This is a genomic window from Pseudochelatococcus lubricantis, assembly GCF_042432495.1.
Classification (GTDB): Bacteria; Pseudomonadota; Alphaproteobacteria; order Rhizobiales; family Beijerinckiaceae; genus Pseudochelatococcus; species Pseudochelatococcus lubricantis.
Genome location: NZ_JBHLXC010000002.1, coordinates 1288092 through 1303904 on the forward strand (window position 1 = coordinate 1288092; position 15813 = coordinate 1303904).

General features: G+C 65.2%; 17 protein-coding genes. 8 read left to right on the forward strand and 9 right to left on the reverse strand.

The annotated features are described in order from the left end of the window. Positions 1-65: 65 nt before the first annotated feature. The 3 genes from ACFFJ7_RS08640 (at position 66) to ACFFJ7_RS08650 (ending at position 3605) form a co-directional block, all read left to right on the forward strand. Positions 66-1628, forward strand: a complete 1563-nt coding sequence (locus ACFFJ7_RS08640) for a TerC family protein (RefSeq protein WP_166952808.1) — start codon at positions 66-68, stop codon at positions 1626-1628. A 27-nt stretch (positions 1629-1655) separates the two neighbouring features. Then, positions 1656-2972, forward strand: a complete 1317-nt coding sequence (locus tag ACFFJ7_RS08645; RefSeq protein ID WP_166952811.1) for a UDP-glucose dehydrogenase family protein — start codon at positions 1656-1658, stop codon at positions 2970-2972. Positions 2973-3107: 135 nt separating this feature from the next. Next, positions 3108-3605: a YbaK/EbsC family protein gene (locus ACFFJ7_RS08650; protein ID WP_377591771.1), complete on the forward strand. Its 498-nt coding sequence runs from the start codon at positions 3108-3110 to the stop codon at positions 3603-3605. A 15-nt stretch (positions 3606-3620) separates the two neighbouring features. Here ACFFJ7_RS08650 and ACFFJ7_RS08655 read toward each other — a convergent pair whose 3' ends face one another. Beyond that, positions 3621-4190: an HNH endonuclease gene (locus tag ACFFJ7_RS08655; RefSeq protein WP_166952817.1), complete on the reverse strand. Its 570-nt coding sequence runs from the start codon at positions 4188-4190 to the stop codon at positions 3621-3623. A 369-nt stretch (positions 4191-4559) separates the two neighbouring features. Here ACFFJ7_RS08655 and ACFFJ7_RS08660 point away from each other — a divergent pair, with 369 nt between their 5' ends. Further along, positions 4560-5453, forward strand: coding sequence for a DMT family transporter (locus ACFFJ7_RS08660; protein WP_208394203.1), 894 nt, complete (start codon positions 4560-4562; stop codon positions 5451-5453). Positions 5454-5495: 42 nt separating this feature from the next. On the opposite strand, the gene ACFFJ7_RS08665 is transcribed toward ACFFJ7_RS08660, so the two are convergent. After that, positions 5496-6419 (reverse strand): D-alanine--D-alanine ligase, encoded by a 924-nt coding sequence (locus tag ACFFJ7_RS08665; protein WP_166952820.1) that lies wholly within the window; start codon positions 6417-6419, stop codon positions 5496-5498. Between the two features lie 364 nt (positions 6420-6783). Here ACFFJ7_RS08665 and lysM point away from each other — a divergent pair, with 364 nt between their 5' ends. The 3 genes from lysM to ACFFJ7_RS08680 all read left to right on the forward strand — a co-directional run bounded on the left by lysM (position 6784) and on the right by ACFFJ7_RS08680 (position 8206). Further along, positions 6784-7230 carry a peptidoglycan-binding protein LysM gene (lysM, locus tag ACFFJ7_RS08670; protein ID WP_377591772.1) on the forward strand — a complete coding sequence of 149 codons (447 nt, stop codon included), beginning with the start codon at positions 6784-6786 and terminating at the stop codon, positions 7228-7230. A gap of 88 nt (positions 7231-7318) precedes the next feature. Next, on the forward strand, positions 7319-7621 hold the full coding sequence (locus ACFFJ7_RS08675; RefSeq protein ID WP_377591773.1) for an Rdx family protein: 303 nt from the start codon (positions 7319-7321) through the stop codon (positions 7619-7621). A gap of 30 nt (positions 7622-7651) precedes the next feature. After that, entirely contained in the window at positions 7652-8206 is a 555-nt protein-coding gene (locus tag ACFFJ7_RS08680; RefSeq protein WP_166952829.1) for a DUF1269 domain-containing protein, read from the forward strand. A gap of 66 nt (positions 8207-8272) precedes the next feature. On the opposite strand, the gene mnhG is transcribed toward ACFFJ7_RS08680, so the two are convergent. From mnhG to ACFFJ7_RS08715, 7 genes are all read right to left on the reverse strand, one after another. After that, positions 8273-8677 carry a monovalent cation/H(+) antiporter subunit G gene (mnhG, locus tag ACFFJ7_RS08685; protein WP_166952831.1) on the reverse strand — a complete coding sequence of 135 codons (405 nt, stop codon included), beginning with the start codon at positions 8675-8677 and terminating at the stop codon, positions 8273-8275. Beyond that, entirely contained in the window at positions 8674-8982 is a 309-nt protein-coding gene (locus ACFFJ7_RS08690) for a K+/H+ antiporter subunit F (RefSeq protein WP_377591774.1), read from the reverse strand. The genes mnhG and ACFFJ7_RS08690 overlap by 4 nt, the downstream gene beginning before the upstream one ends. Further along, the gene (locus ACFFJ7_RS08695) at positions 8979-9467 is read right to left on the reverse strand and encodes a Na+/H+ antiporter subunit E (protein WP_166953406.1); all 489 of its coding nucleotides are present in this window, start codon (positions 9465-9467) and stop codon (positions 8979-8981) included. The genes ACFFJ7_RS08690 and ACFFJ7_RS08695 overlap by 4 nt, the downstream gene beginning before the upstream one ends. 8 nt (positions 9468-9475) lie before the next feature. Beyond that, a complete protein-coding gene (locus ACFFJ7_RS08700) occupies positions 9476-11119 on the reverse strand; it encodes a monovalent cation/H+ antiporter subunit D (RefSeq protein WP_166952837.1) in 1644 nt (547 codons plus the stop codon). After that, complete coding sequence (locus tag ACFFJ7_RS08705) at positions 11116-11460, reverse strand: Na+/H+ antiporter subunit C (protein WP_166952840.1); 345 nt, start codon at positions 11458-11460, stop codon at positions 11116-11118. Before ACFFJ7_RS08705 ends, ACFFJ7_RS08700 begins: the two co-directional genes overlap by 4 nt. Then, positions 11460-14423, reverse strand: coding sequence for a monovalent cation/H+ antiporter subunit A (locus ACFFJ7_RS08710; protein ID WP_377591775.1), 2964 nt, complete (start codon positions 14421-14423; stop codon positions 11460-11462). Before ACFFJ7_RS08710 ends, ACFFJ7_RS08705 begins: the two co-directional genes overlap by 1 nt. A 121-nt stretch (positions 14424-14544) precedes the next feature. Beyond that, positions 14545-14964, reverse strand: a complete 420-nt coding sequence (locus ACFFJ7_RS08715) for a hypothetical protein (RefSeq protein ID WP_377591776.1) — start codon at positions 14962-14964, stop codon at positions 14545-14547. Positions 14965-15215: 251 nt separating this feature from the next. On the opposite strand from ACFFJ7_RS08715, the gene ACFFJ7_RS08720 reads away from it, so the two are divergent. Then, on the forward strand, positions 15216-15797 hold the full coding sequence (locus ACFFJ7_RS08720; RefSeq protein ID WP_377591777.1) for a YqaA family protein: 582 nt from the start codon (positions 15216-15218) through the stop codon (positions 15795-15797). Positions 15798-15813 lie beyond the last annotated feature (16 nt).

The following is a 15813-nucleotide window of genomic DNA, read 5'->3' on the forward strand; positions in this document are numbered from 1 at the left end:
CCTTCCTTTTCCACGCTGCGCCATTCCCGCGCAACAGTGGTGCTCCCAGCCACGGACAACAACTGATGCTGCTTGAATGGATGGCGGACCCCGCCGCCTGGGCCGGCCTTGCGACTCTGGTGGTGCTCGAAGTCGTTCTCGGCATCGATAACCTCGTCTTCATCGCTATTCTGGCGGACAAGCTACCGCCGCACCAGCGCAACAAGGCGCGCGTCATCGGCCTGACGCTCGCACTCGTCATGCGGTTGCTGCTGCTCGCCTCCATTTCGTGGATCGTGACGCTGACCGAACCGGTCTTCACGGTGCTCGGCGCGGAAATCTCGTGGCGCGACGTGATCCTGATCGGCGGTGGCGCCTTCCTGCTGTTCAAGGGCACGACGGAGCTGCACGAGCGGCTCGAAGGCCACAACGGCGCGAAGGAGTCCGGCGGCGCCTATGCCGTGTTCTGGCACGTCATCGCCCAGATCGTGGTGCTCGACGCCGTATTCTCGCTCGATTCGGTGATCACCGCCGTGGGCATGGTCAAGGACCTGTCGGTGATGATGATCGCCGTCGTCATCGCGGTGGGCGTGATGATGGTGGCGAGCAAGCCGCTGATGGCCTTCGTCAGCCGCCACCCGACCGTGGTGATCCTCTGCCTCGGCTTCCTGCTGATGATCGGCTTCAGCCTCATCGTCGAGGGGCTCGGCTATCACATTCCGAAGGGCTACCTCTACGCCGCCATCGGCTTCTCCATCCTCGTGGAAGCCGCGAACCAGGTGGGGCGGCGCAATGTGCGCCGGCGCGTGAGCAGTGTCGACCTTCGTGACCGCACGGCGCGCGCCGTGCTGCGCATCCTGCGCGGCGGCAAGGATGCGCCCGAGGCTTCCGAAGAGGTGGCCGCCATCATTTCCACCGGCGGGGCGGAGACTGTGTTCACGCCGGCGGAAAGCAGCATGATCGAACGGGTGCTCACGCTCGGCGAGCGTAGCGTGCGCTCGATCATGGTGCCGCGCGTCGACACCATCTGGCTCGACATCAACGACGATCCGGATGTGGTGCTGGAGGAGGTCCGCCAGAGCGGGCGCTCGCGCTTTCCCGTCTGCCGCGGCGATGTCGACGACGTGATCGGCGTGGTGCATGCGAAGGACCTGCTCGACCAGCAGCGGCGCAACGGGCGCATCGATCTGGAAGGCGCGGTACGCACGCCGCTCTACGTCAGTGACACGATGCCTGTCATCCGGCTGCTCGACAGCTTCAAAACCTCCAACGTCCACATGGCCATCGTCGTCGACGAGCACGGCACGTTCGAGGGCGTGGTGACGCCGACCGACGTGCTGATCGCCATCGCCGGCGACCTGCCGGAACTCGCTGGCGAGGAAAAGCCCGAGGCGGTGCGCCGCGCCGATGGCGCCTGGGTGCTCGACGGCCGCATGGCCATCGACGAGGTCGAACGCACGCTGTCGCTGGAGGACATGGATGAGGAAGGCGATTTCACCACGCTCGCCGGATTCATGCTGGCGCATCTCGGCCATCTGCCGGAGGCGGGCGAGGCCTTTTTCTGGCACGGCTGGCGGTTCGAGGTCGCGGACATGGACGGGCGGCGCATCGGCAGCGTCGTCGCCGACACCGCCCGTGTCGCTGCGTAGGTATCATCCTGACGTCAGGAGTTTGTCATGCGTGTAACGATGATCGGCGCCGGCTATGTCGGCCTTGTTTCCGGGGCGTGCTTCGCCGATTTCGGGCACGTCGTCACTTGTGTCGACAAGGACCCGGCCAAGATCGCCGCGCTCGAAAAAGGCGATATCCCGATCTACGAGCCGGGCCTCGCCGATCTCGTCGCCAACAACGTGCAGGCCGGTCGGCTGTTCTTCGCCACCGGGCAGACGGAGGCCGTGCGTTCCGCCGATGTGGTGTTCATCGCGGTCGGGACGCCCTCGCGGCGCGGTGACGGGCATGCGGACCTGTCATACGTCCATCAGGCGGCGCGCGAGATCGCGGAGGCCATGGACGGCTATACGGTCGTGGTGACGAAATCCACGGTGCCGGTCGGCACGGGCGACGCCGTGGAGGCTATCATCCGCGAGGTGCGGCCAGACGCCGATTTCGCCGTCGTTTCCAATCCGGAGTTTCTGCGCGAGGGCGCGGCCATCACCGACTTCAAGCGGCCGGATCGCATCGTCGTCGGCACCGAGGACGAGCGTGCCGGCGAGGTAATGCGCGCGCTCTACCGGCCGCTCTACCTGAACCAGTCGCCGCTCATCATCACCAACCGCCGCACGGCGGAGCTGATCAAGTACGCCGCCAACGCCTTCCTGGCCACCAAGATCACCTTCATCAACGAGATCGCCGACCTGTGCGAGAAGGTCGGCGCGAACGTGCAGGAGGTGGCGCGCGGCATAGGGCTCGACAACCGGATCGGCTCGAAGTTCCTGCACGCCGGGCCGGGCTATGGCGGCTCCTGCTTCCCCAAGGACACGCTGGCGCTGGTGAAGATCGCGCAGGATGCGGATTCGCCCGTGCGGATCGTGGAGACGGTCGCGGCGGTGAACGAGGTGCGCAAGCGCGCGATGGGCCGCAAGGTGATCGCCGCCTGCGGCGGCAGCGTCAGCGGCAAGACCGTCGCCGTGCTCGGCCTCACCTTCAAGCCCAACACCGACGATATGCGCGAGGCGCCGTCGATCGCCATTATTCGCGCCCTGCAGGACGCCGGTGCCAGCATCCGCGCCTACGATCCCGAGGGCATCGAGCAGGCGAAGACCGTGCTCGACGACGTGGCCTATGCCGACAACGTCTACACAGCCATAGAGGGTGCGGACGCGCTCGTCATCATCACGGAATGGGACGCCTTCCGCGCGCTCGATCTCGACCGCGTCAGGGCGCTTCTGAAAACGCCGGTGGTCGTCGATCTCCGTAACATCTATCCGCCGCAGGACCTGCTCGTGCGCGGCTTTACGTATGTCAGTGTCGGCCGCCCGGAGGAGCTGTACTGAGGCGGCGAACCGGAAGCGGCCGGGGCGGCGGGCATGAAGCCGGAATCATGCCGCCGCTCTTGTCCGCCGGACGGAATCATGTGATCGATGAAAATTCGTTTCAGATGAAGAGTCGCAGGCCATCCGGAGAGCGTCATGAGCCTTGAATCCGTCCGTGCCTTTCTGGCCGAACGCGCGCCGGATGTCGAAATCCTGGAACTCGCCGTCAGCACAGCGACCGTTGCCCTCGCCGCGGAGGCGCATGGCGTCGAACCCGGCCGGATTGCCAAGACACTGTCGCTGCGCTTCGGCGAGAAGGTGGTGCTGATTGTCGCGCGGGGCGATGCTCGCCTCGATAACCGGAAACTGAAGACGGCCTTCGGCGTCAAGGCGAAGATGCTCGGCCCGGAGGAGGTGCTGGAGCTGACGGGCCATCCGGTCGGCGGCGTCTGCCCCTTCGGTCTCGCTACTCCCTTGCCGGTCTATTGCGACGTGTCGCTCCGGGCTTTCGACGAGGTGGTGCCGGCGGCGGGCTCCGTTCACTCGGCGGTGCGCATCGATACCCTGCGCATGGCGGAAATCGTCGGGGCCACGTGGGTGGACGTGTGCCAGGAACTGGTTCAGGAGGCGGTTCACGTCGCGGAAACGGCGTGAGCGCGCGTCTCGCTGTCAGGGCTCCAGTTCCACATCCCAATAGAGATAGTCGAGCCAGCTTTCGTGCAGGTAGTTAGGGGGAAACTGGCGGCCGTTCTGATGGAGATCGTGGACGGAGGGGGCGTAGGGCATCTGCGTCGGCCACATGTCGATCTCGCGGGGCATGCGGTTGCCTTTGCGCAGATTGCAGGGGGAGCACGCGGTGACCACGTTTTCCCAGGTCGTCTGCCCGCCCTTGGAGCGGGGAATCAGGTGATCGAAGGTAAGGTCCTCGCGGGAGCCGCAGTACTGGCAGGAAAACCGGTCTCGCAGGAAAACGTTGAAGCGGGTGAAGGCCGGATGACGCGAGGGCTGAACATAGGTTTTGAGGGAAACGACGGAGGGAAGGCGCATCTCGAAAGTGGGACTTCGCACCGCCGTATCATACTCCGAGACGATATTTACCCTGTCGAGAAACACCGCCTTGATTGCATCCTGCCAACTCCAGAGAGAAAGCGGATAGTAGCTCAACGGCCGGAAATCAGCGTTGAGGACAAGCGCCGGACAGGCTTCCGGCGTAACGGGAAGTGGGACGTGGACCGTCACCTTGCCGTCTCCGTATGTCCCTGATGGGTTTCCAAAAAACAGACTATTCTGCTTCGGCACGGATATTCTACAGCCCTTGTGACGTTGATGTGAAGGTTATTTGTTCCGTTTGTGGAGGAAACGTCACATCCGGAGTAACCTTTTTTATCTGTTGAACAAACGGGTGCCGCAAATCGCCTTCTGAACGCAGGTTGCGCGTGTCTTTCCACGATTGCGGCCGCCGTCGCCGTGGCGGAGCATGCGGCATGCGAATCGGGAAGGGAGCGCTGCGGCGGCGGGTGTTTCCTCGGCCCCGGGTTCATGGCATAGAGGGGGCCGACGGGCCTGTTCGATGTGTCGCGCCGCGTCGAATGTCCGGGAGCCCGTTTCTTGAGCGTATCATCTCAGTTCGCAGAACCCGCGCATCCGTGGCGCTTTTCCGTGCCGGAACTGGTGCTGGTGCTGATCACCGTCGTCTGGGGCACGACGTTCCTCATTGTCCAGCACGCGCTGACGGTCACGGGGCCGTTCTTTTTCGTCGGCCTGCGCTTCGCCACCGCCGCCCTCCTGCTGGGTGTAACGGCGACGCGCACGATGGCGGGCGTCACCTGGCTCGACCTGCGCGCCGGCAGCCTGATCGGCGTGGTGCTGATGCTGGGCTATTCGCTGCAGACGGTGGGGCTGAAGACGATCCCCAGCAGCCAGTCGGCGTTCATCACCGCACTCTATGTGCCGTTCGTGCCGCTGCTGCAGCTCTTCTTCCTGCGCCGCGTGCCGCAGCCGATGGCATGGATCGGCGTCGTGCTCGCGTTCACGGGTCTTGTCCTGCTCGCGGGTCCGGAGGGGGCGAGCATCAGCTTCGAGGTGGGCGAACTGTGGACGCTGGCATCGGCGGTCGCGATCGCGGGCGAGATCATCCTGATCGGCGCCTTCGCCGGCAAGGCGCATGCGCGGCGGGTGACGGTGGTGCAGCTTGGCGTGGCGTCGCTGCTGAGCTTCGCCGCGATGATTCCCGCTGGCGAGAGCATACCGCCGTTCTCGTGGCTTCTGGTTGCCACCGCCGTGGGGCTGGGTCTCGCGAGCGCGCTGATCCAGTTTGCGATGAATTGGGCGCAACGTACCGTCTCGCCCACACGCGCCACGCTGATCTACGCGGGCGAGCCGGTCTGGGCCGGGATATTCGGCCGGATCGCCGGCGAGAGGCTCGGGCCGATCGCCATTCTCGGCGCCGCGCTGATCGTGCTCGGCGTTCTCGTCAGCGAATTGCGGTGGAAAAGGCGATAGGCCGTCGCGGGGCAGGGCGGGCCTGCCCGTGACAGCCCGCGCTCAGTCGTGCCGCGCGATGGTGACCAGCCTCTCGACGAGGTCGGAGAAGTCCATGCCGACATGCCGCGCCTGCTCGGGCGCGAGGCTGAGCGGCGTCATGCCCGGCTGGGTATTGGTTTCCAGAATGTAGAGGCCGCCGGCTGTGCCGGCCTCCGGGCGGTCGTCGTAGCGGAAATCGGAGCGGCTGAGGCTGCGGCATCCCAACGCTTCGTGGGCGATCTCGGCCCAGCGCATCGCCTGCTGCGTGATCTCGTCCGGCACCGGCGCGGGGACGATGTGCTGCGTGCGGCCTTCCGTGTACTTGGCTTCGTAATCATAGAACCCCTCGCCGGTGCGCAGTTCCGTGACGGCGAACGCCTTGCCCTCAAGCACGGCGACGGTCAACTCGCGCCCCTCGATGAAGCTCTCGACCAGCACGTGATCGCCGTAGGCCCAGTCCTCCTCGGAGGCGATGAGGTTGTCGCCGCTCGTGACGATGCGCACGCCCTTCGACGAACCTTCGGCCACGGGCTTGATGACGTAGGGCAGGGCCAACGGATGGCCGTTGCGGAAGTCCTCGCGGGTGCAAAGCCTGCCCGCAGCGCAACGCAGGCCGACGCGGGCGAAGATGTCGCGCGCCAGCGCCTTGTTCATGGCGAGCGCCGAAGCGAGCAGGCCGGAATGCGTGTAAGGCACGCGCATCAGATCGAGCAGGCCCTGGATGGAACCGTCCTCGCCCCAGCGCCCGTGCAGCGCGTTGAAGACGACGTCGCGGGCGGGGTCGAGCGCGTTGACGAGCGCCGGGATGCCATCGGCGGGATCGATGAGGACGACGTCGTGCCCACGTTGGCGCAGCGCCTGCGCGCAGGCGCGCCCGCTGACCAGCGACACCTCGCGCTCGGCGGAAAAGCCGCCATAGAGCACCACGATCCGTTTGTCCGACATTGGCGTTTCATCCGATTGTTGAAAGGGCGAAAAAGATGGTTGCGCCGCGCGCCGGCGGCAACCGGCCGCACACGGCGAACGCCTTGATTATCCCGCGCAATGGTAAACAATTTTTCATTCCGCGCGCGGGTTTCAGCGGTCCGCTATTCCCGGCGCCTCGCCCGTGTGGGTCTGCCTGTCCGGCGTGTGATTTCTGTATCAGGTGGAAATATACCGTTATCGTCGATTGAGATTGGCGTCTCTCTTGTTATTGTGTCGCGCGGTCCCTCCGATATCATCAGCATGATCGCTGACGCGGGGTGCGTTGAAATCCGCTGTGCGGCCGGTAGCGTATGCAACTTATTCAACCGACGAGGTGACAATCATGGGTTTGCTGAGCTTCATCAAGGGTGCGGGTGAAAAGCTGTTCGGCGCGAGCGAGGCCCAGGCGGCCACCGCCGATGACCTCAAGAAGGAAGTTGAGAAGCACGGCTTCAACGCCGAGGGCCTCGACATCCAGGTGGATGGCGACAAGGTCACCGTGAAGGGCAACGCAACCTCCACCGAGGAGGCCGAGAAGATCGCGCTCGCGCTCGGCAACACGCTGGGCGTGGCCGCCGTCGAGAACGAACTCAAGGTCGACAGCCCGGCCGCTGACGCTGCGTTCTACACGGTCGTGAAGGGCGACACGCTCTGGAAGATCGCCGAACACCACTACGGTGCCGGCAAGGGTGGCAAGTACGAGGTGATCTTCGAGGCCAACAAGCCGCTGCTGAGCCATCCCGACAAGATCTACCCCGGCCAGGTGCTGCGCATCCCCCCGCTGGACTGATTCCAGTCGCCGCCGATCCTGCTTGTCATGGTGTCTGGCGTGATCCACCATGGGCCGGTTGTCGTCATCACACGCTTCCGGAATTGACATGACCGATCTGCCAGACACTGGGGCCGGGCCCCGCCCGAGCGTCGTCATCACCTACTGCACGCAGTGCCAATGGCTGCTGCGTGCAGCGTGGATGGCGCAGGAACTGCTTTCCACCTTCTCGACCGACCTCGCGCAGGTGGCGCTCGCGCCCGGGACGGGAGGCGTGTTCCGCATCGACTATGACGGCGAGACGATCTGGGAGCGCAAGCGCGACGGCGGTTTTCCCGATGTAAAGACGCTCAAGCAGAGGGTGCGCGACCGGCTCGATCCCGCGCGCAGCCTCGGCCATATCGACAATTAACTTTTTGCCCCTCATCGAACGGAGTTCATCATGAGCGATCTCATCTTCATCGCCTTCCCGACCGAAGAAAAGGCCGTGGAAGTGCGCAAGCGCCTGCTGGAGCTTCAGCAGGAATATCTCATCGAGCTTGGCGACGCGGTCATCGCCGTCAAGGAAGCGGACGGCAATATTCGCCTCAACCAGCTGCTGAACCTCACCGCCACGGGCGCCGTCTCCGGCGCGCTGTGGGGTGCGCTGGTCGGCCTCATCTTCCTCAACCCGCTGCTCGGCACCGCCGTCGGCGCGGGCGCCGGCGCGCTCAGCGGCAAGCTGACCGATGTCGGTATCAATGACGAATTCATGAAGGAAGCGGCCCAGGCGCTTCAGCCGGGCACCGCTGGCCTGTTCCTGCTGGTCCGCAAGGTCACGGGCGACAAGGTGCTGAAGGAGTTCGAGGGCGTTGGCGGCACGGTGGTTTCCACCTCGCTCGACGAGGAGAAGGAAACGGCGCTGCGCCAGGCACTGGCCGGCCATGTAGCGGCCACGCCGGTGGACCAGACGCAGGACACGGCCGACAAGCCTGCCGAAGGCGGCGCCACGAGCTGAACGGATTGGAGCCGACGGGATTGGGATCTGTCCTGTTTATGTTGAAACAGGACAGATTCTAGCGGCTCAATCCTGCTGAACGGCGGCGTCCGGGGCACTCTGCTTCCCGGGCGTCGGATTGCCTTCCGGCACGTTATCGTTGCCCTCCACCCTGTCGCGATAGAGCGCGGATCTCACCAGCAGCATGAAGCCGACCGGGGTCGTGATCGTCAGGAACACGGCAATCAGGATTTCGTGCACCGACAGCCGCCCGCGCAACACGGAAAAGCAGATCATCGACCCCACCAGAATGAAGCCGGTGCCGAGCGTCGAGCCGAGCGTGGGCGCATGGACGCGCTCGTAGAAGGTCTTGAGTCGCAGCAGTCCTACCGAGCCCGTCAGCGTCAGGAACGCGCCCATGAAGACGCAGAAGGCGGTGAGCAACGCTGCCCACGGGGGCAGGTTCTCGAAGGCGAGTTCGATGTCGATCATTCGATCACCTCGCCCCGCATCAGGAATTTCGACAGTGCCACCGTGCCGGTGAAGCCGAGCAGGCCGATGATCAGCGCCACCTCGAAATAGATCGTGCTGGCCACGCGGATGCCGTAGGTCAGCAGCAGCAGCATCGCGTTGACGTAGAAGGTGTCGAGGCCAAGCACGCGGTCTTGCGCGCGGGGGCCGAAAATCAGCCGGTAGGCCGCGCAGGCCATCGCCAGCCCCAGAAAGAGCTGCGCGATGAACAGCGACCAGTCGAGCACCACGAACGGCCAGTCGGCGGGAAGGAAGGACGCGCTCATTCGAAAATCTCCATCAGCCGTCGCTCGTAACGGTTCTTGATGGTGTCGACCCATTCGGCCTCATCCTGCAGGTCGAGCACGTGGATCAGGAGGATGCCGGACGCGGAGGAGAAATTGGTCCAGATCGTGCCGGGCGTCGATGTGATGACGATCGCGAGCGCCGCAAGGCCGTATGGGTTGCGCATGTCGAGCTTCACGGCCATGAAGCCCGGCGTGCCGCGCCGGCTGCCGGGGCGGAAGATGATCTTCGCCACCGCGATGTTGGACCGGACGATATCGACAAAGACGATAACCCCCAGCCACAGGATCGTCAGCGGGCGGCGGATGCGCGGTGTTTCCTGCCCCAGCGTCGTCATGCCCCAGGCGCCGCCAAGGGCAAGCAGGCTGCCGAACACCACCTGGCCCGGCGATACGGACTGATTGAGCAGCAGCCACATGATGAGGATGGCGAGCGACAGCAACGGATAGGGCAGGAGATGCGCCATAAATCGCCTCATGGTGTGGCTCCTCCCTGTCCTGCGGCGCCCGCGCGGCCCTGCAGGACGCTGTTGATGTAGTCGGTCGGCGCATGCAGGGAGGCGGCGGTGCTCTCCATGAAATCGAACACCGTCCCGGCCCGCACGGTGAGCGCAACGCAGAGCAGGAGCAGGAACGCGACCGCCGCGATCTCCACGCCACGCACGCCGGGCACCACGCCATCTATCGGCGACCAGAAGGTCTGGATGCCGATGCGCGTCATCGCCAGCATGGCGGAAAGGCCGGAGAGGATCAACAGCGCGACCAGCACCCAGGTGACGACATACTGCGGCCCGCCCGTGCCTATCCCGGCCGGGTCCATGATCGCGGTGAGCAACGCGAACTTGGCGATGAAGCCGGAGAGGGGCGGCAGACCCGCGAGCAACAGGGCGAAGGCGATGAAGCTGCCACCCAGAAACGCTACCACTGTCGGGATGCGCTCGCCCACCTCGACCTCCTCTGCCACGTCGTCCTCGTCGGTGTAGCCGTAGGCCGCCATGGTGACGGCGAGAACGTCGGCGCCGGGATCGCGCCCGCGTTCCACGAGTTCGATCAGCAGGAAGAAGCCGCCGATGGCCAGCGTCGAGTTGACGAGATAGAAGAGGGCGCCGCTGGTTGCCGTGGCGTTGCCGACGCCGATGGCCGCGAGCAGCGTGCCGGAGGAGACGAGCACGCTGTAGCCGGCGAGCCTCGACATGGTCTGGGTGGCGAGCACGCCCACCGCCCCGAAGGCGATGGTCGCCATGCCGCCGTAGAGAAGCACCTGCGTGCCGAAATGCGCCGATTCTGCCGCGCCGTTGCCGAACAGCAGCAGCGACAGGCGCAGCAGCACGTAGACACCGACCTTCGTCATGATGGCGAAGACGGCCGCCGCCGGAGCGCTCGCCGCCGCATAGGCGGTGGGAAGCCAGAAGCTCAGCGGCCACATGCCGGCCTTGACGAGAAAGGCGACGCCCAGAATGGCCGCACCCGCCTCCAGGAACATGCGGTCGCTCTCCGCGAGGGTCGGGATGCGCAGCGCGAGATCGGCCATGTTGAGCGTGCCGGAGACGCCGTAGATGAGGCTGACGCCGATCAGGAACAGCGAAGAGGCCGCGAGATTGACGACGATGTAATGAAGACCCGCCTTCACCCGCACCACGCCCATGCCGTGCAGGACGAGCCCGTAGGAGGCCGCGAGCAGGATCTCGAAGAACACGAACAGGTTGAACAGGTCGCCGGTGAGAAAGGCGCCGTTGAGGCCCATGAGCTGGAACAGGAACAGCGTGTGGAAATGCGGCCCCGCCCGATGCCAGCGCGCCAGCGAGAAGACGAGCCCCGCAAGCCCCAGCACGCTCGTCAGCAGCACCATCATGGCGGAAAGGCGGTCCAGCACCAGCACGATGCCGAAGGGGGCGGGCCAGTTGCCGAGCGGATAGGACACGGTGTGCGATAGCGCCGTCATCCCGTCCGCGCGCCAGACGAGGAACATGGAAATGACGAGCAGCGCGGCGGTCGACGAGACCGACAGAAGCGCCTTGAGCGGGCGCCGCCGGTCGTCCATGAGCAGCAGCGCCGCGCCGACCAGCAGCGGCAGCACGATCGGGGCGATGATCAGATGGTTGGCGATGGCCGTCGTCACCGGTCGCTCTCCCGTCCATCGACATGGTCGGTGCCGGTGAGGCCGCGCGAGGCCAGCAGGACGACGAGGAAAAGCGCCGTCATGGCGAAGCCGATCACGATGGCGGTGAGAACGAGCGCCTGCGGCACGGGATCGGCGAGCTGGCTGATGTCACCGGCGGTACCAGGCTTCAGGATGGGCGGCGCGTTCCCGCGCAGCCGGCCCATGCCGAAGATGAACAGGTTCGTCGCATAGGATAGCAGCGACAGGCCGATGATCACCTGAAACGTGCGCGGACGCAGCAGGAGCCAGAGGCCGGACCCCGTCAGCACGCCAATTGCAACTGCAATGATGATCTCCATCAGCGGCCTCCCATTCCCGCCGCCGGCGGCGTGCCCTGGCCCGCCAGCGGCGGGGCTCCCTTGCGTGACGGTTTCGGACTGCGGATCGACTGGTGCGCCAGCGCGATCAGCATCAGCACCGTCGCCCCGACGACCAGCGAATAGACGCCGAGGGCGAACAGCAGCGCGCTCGCCATCGGCACCTTGCCGATCACCGGCAGCGTCACGTACTGGAAATGCGACGTGAGAAAGGGATAGCCGAACAGCCACGCCCCGAGCCCGGTGAACAGGGCAGTGAGCAGGCCGACGCCGATCCAGCGCACGGGCAGGATGCGCAGGTGATCCTCCACCCAGCGCGTGCCGCTCGCCATGTACTGCAGGATGAAGGAAATCGACATCGCCACGCCGGCCGCGAAGCCGCCGCCCGGCATGTCATGGCCGCGCATGAAGATGTAGACCGCGAACACGCCGATGACGGGGAACAGCCACAGCATGATGAGGCGCGGGATCATCAGGTATTCCGCCACCGTCTCGTCGGGTTTGCGGTCGGGATGGGCGATGTCGTAGGCGGCCTGCAGACGCTGCTGCTCCGGCATGCCGATGCTCTCCGGCGCGGGACGGAAACGGCGCAGCAGCGCGAACACGGTGAGCGCCACGATGGCGAGCACGGTGATTTCGCCGAGCGTGTCGAAGCCGCGGAAATCCACGAGGATGACGTTGACGACATTGGTGCCGCCGCCTTCCGTATAGGCGCGCTCCAGGAAGAAGCTCGCGATGCTGTCCGGCAGCGGGCGCGTCATGATGGCGTAGGAGAGCATGGCGATGCCGGCGCCTGCCGTGATGGAGGCGGCGAGGTCCCATCCCCGGCGCACGCGCATCCGGATCGTGATGCGCCCGGCGTCGTCGCCTTCGACGCGCTTCGGTATCCAGCGCAGGCCGAGCAGCAGCAGCACCGTGGTGACGATCTCGACCAGCAGCTGCGTCAGGGCGAGGTCGGGCGCCGACAGCCAGACGAAGGTGATGCAGGTGGCAAGGCCCGCGCCGCCCAGCATGACGAGCGCGGCGAGCCGGTGGTACTTCGCCTGGATGGCCGCCATGATGGCGCAGGCCATGCCCACCAGCCACATCAGCGCGAAGGCGGTGTCGAAACCGTGCCAGTCCAGCTTCTGGAACGACAGGCGGCGCGGCCCGAAGCCCTCGACATAGAGCGGGAAGATGGCGGCGAGCAGCGCGAGGCAGACCAGAAGCCGCAATTGCGGCTGCAGGCGGCGGGTGCCGAACAGGGATTCGAGCTGGCGCGCCCATTTCCATGACACGACGACCATGATGCGCTCGAATATGCGCTGCGCCTTGAGGCGGCGGAGCAGCGGCGGGCCTTCCTGCCCCGAGGCCAGGTAGCCGCGCAGCAGCAGGTAGACGAGCACGCCGCCGACCATCGCCACGACGCTCATCAGCAGCGGAAAGTTCAGCCCGTGCCAGACGGCGAGGCTGTAATAGGGGGTCCGATCGCCGAGGATGGAGGAGACGGCGATATGCAGGAACGGGCCGATCGTCATCGCGGGGATGATACCTACCAGCAGGCAGGCCAGTACCAGCAGCTCCACGGGAAAGCGCATCCAGTGCGGCGGCTCGTGCGGCGTGCGCGGCAGGCCGACGGGCGGCGGGCCGAAGAACACGTCGATGATGAGGCGCAGTGAATAGGCGACGCTGAACATGCCCGCGACCGTCGCCAGGAACGGCAGGGCCTCGTCGAACAGGGAATCGACGTGCTCGACGATGGTTTCGGCGAAGAACATCTCCTTCGACAGGAAGCCGTTGAGCAGCGGTACGCCGGCCATCGCGGCCGCTGCCACCATGGCGAGCGTCGCGGTGATGGGCATGAAGCGGAAGAGGCCGCTCAGGCGGCGGATGTCCCGGCTGCCGCTTTCATGGTCGATGATGCCGGCCGCCATGAACAACGAGCACTTGAAAGTCGCATGGTTCAGCAGATGGAACACCGCTGCCACAACCCCAAGCGGGCTACCCAGCCCGAGGAGGAGCGTGATCAGCCCCAGGTGACTGATGGTGGAATACGCCAGCAATCCCTTGAGATCGTTCTGGAAAATGGCAATGTAGGCGCCGAGCAGCAAGGTGGTGACGCCCGCGCCGCCGACGATCCAGAACCACGGCTCCGTTCCTCCCAGCACGGGCCAGAGCCGCGCGAGGAGAAACACGCCCACCTTCACCATCGTCGCGGAGTGGAGGTAGGCGGAAACGGGCGTCGGCGCCGCCATGGCCTGCGGCAGCCAGAAATGGAACGGGAACTGCGCGCTCTTGGTCAGCGCGCCGAGCAGCACCAGCACCAGCGCTGTCCGGTAGAGGTCGTGGGAGCGGATGATTTCTCCCGCGCCGAGCACACGGTCGAGGTCGTAACTGCCGACGATGTGGCCGATCACCATGACACCGGCGAACAGGCAGAGGCCGCCGATGCCCGTCACCGTCAGCGCCATGCGCGCGCCCTCGCGCGCACCCGGATTATGGTGCCAGTAGCCGATCAGCAGAAAGGAAAAAAGGCTCGTGAGTTCCCAGAAGAAAACCATCTGGATGAGGTTGCCGGAAAGGACGACCCCCAGCATCGACCCCATGAAGGCAAGCAGAAACGAGAAGAAGCGCGGGACGGGATCGCGCCGCGACATGTAATAACGCGCGTAGACGACGACCAGAAACCCGATGATGGTGACGAGTCCCGCCATGACCCAGGCAAAACCGTCAAGGCGTATGGTGAAGTTGAACCCGAGGCTCGGCAGCCATTCCACGCTGCTGCGGATGACGGCGGCGGAGGCCATGTCGCCGTAGAACGAGGCAACGATCACGGAGGCGAGAAGCGTCACGACCCCCGTCAGCAGCCCGGCGGTGTCCCGCGCGTCGCGCGGCAGCATGGCGACGACGCCGCTCCCCAGGAACGGCAGGGCGATCAGAAAAAGAAGCCGCGCGTCATCCCACATGGTTTGCCGAGGTGCCGTTGAGGAGGTCTGGGGGGTGGTGGATGCCTGCCCGTTGCGGAAAGTCACCCATTATGGTTTATTTGGAATAACAGACGCTAGGGCGGATGTGCAAGAGAAGATGTCACGAACAGGCGCAAAAGGCCTGCTGCCGGAACAATGCCGTGCGGCACGCGGGTTTCTCAATTGGACGCAGGATTGTCTCGCCGAACGGGCGGGCGTTTCCCGCAGCACGGTTCGCGGCTTCGAGGGGCAACGCCACGTGCTCCACCGCACGACGGAGGAGCAGCTTGTCCGCGTGTTGGAAGACGCGGGTATATGTTTTCTCAGCGCCGGCAAGTTTGGGCCGGGCGTCCGGCTGCGCCGGTCGCGGCCGGAGGTCGCGAAGCCGGAACAACCGGTCTGAACCTTTCTTCCATCGGGCATGGGCCGCGCTCCAGAAGCCGGGAAACCGCCACGCGACGCGCGCCGCCACCCGGCGGTCACGCTGACGGTTGACCGCATCAGAGAACGCAAAAGGGGCCGCATTGCGACCTGCGCTCATTTTGGTGGTGAAATCGGCGCCACCGCGTGCGGCGCGGGCAAGGGCAGGGGGCGGGAACCGGGGATAACGGCACTTGCAGCCGCTGCCGCGCTGATGCGTCGATTTTCGCCGGGCTGGTTTCACCGAGAATCGATGTAAAGGTTCAATTCCCGGAAGCGCACCGACCCCCGCAACTTCATTCTCCCATATCGGGAAACGGAACCAGCAGGGCGCGCATGCACGTCCCGCCTCTACGATCTGACTGGAGCGCCATGTTTCGCCGTCTTTACGATTGGGTCCTCACCCTGTCGGGCAGTCGCCACGCCATCTGGGCTCTGGCGGCCGTTTCGTTCGCCGAGAGTTCATTCTTCCCGGTGCCGCCGGATGTGCTGCTGCTGCCGATGGCGCTCGCCAAGCCCAACCGGGCGCTGCTCTACGCCGGCGTCTGCACCGTTTCGTCTGTGCTGGGCGGCCTGCTGGGCTATGCCATCGGCGCCCTGTTGTACGATTCGATCGGCCAATGGCTGATTTCCGCCTATGGCTACGGCGAGAACCTTGAGGCGTTCCGGCAGGCCTACGCGCAGTATGGAGAATGGATCATTCTCATCAAGGGCATAACGCCGATCCCGTACAAGCTCGTGACGATCACCTCCGGCTTCGCCGGCTATGATCTGATGTGGTTCACGATATTGTCGATTATCACGCGCGGCGCCCGCTTCTATCTGTTGGCCGGACTGCTCCATCGCTACGGCAATCCGATTCGCCAGATCGTGGAGGAGCATTTCGGGCTTGTGCTCGGCGTGCTGGCCGTTTTCGTCGTGGCGGGGTTCGTGGGCGTGAGATACGTGTTCTGAACGGTTTCCACCTGTC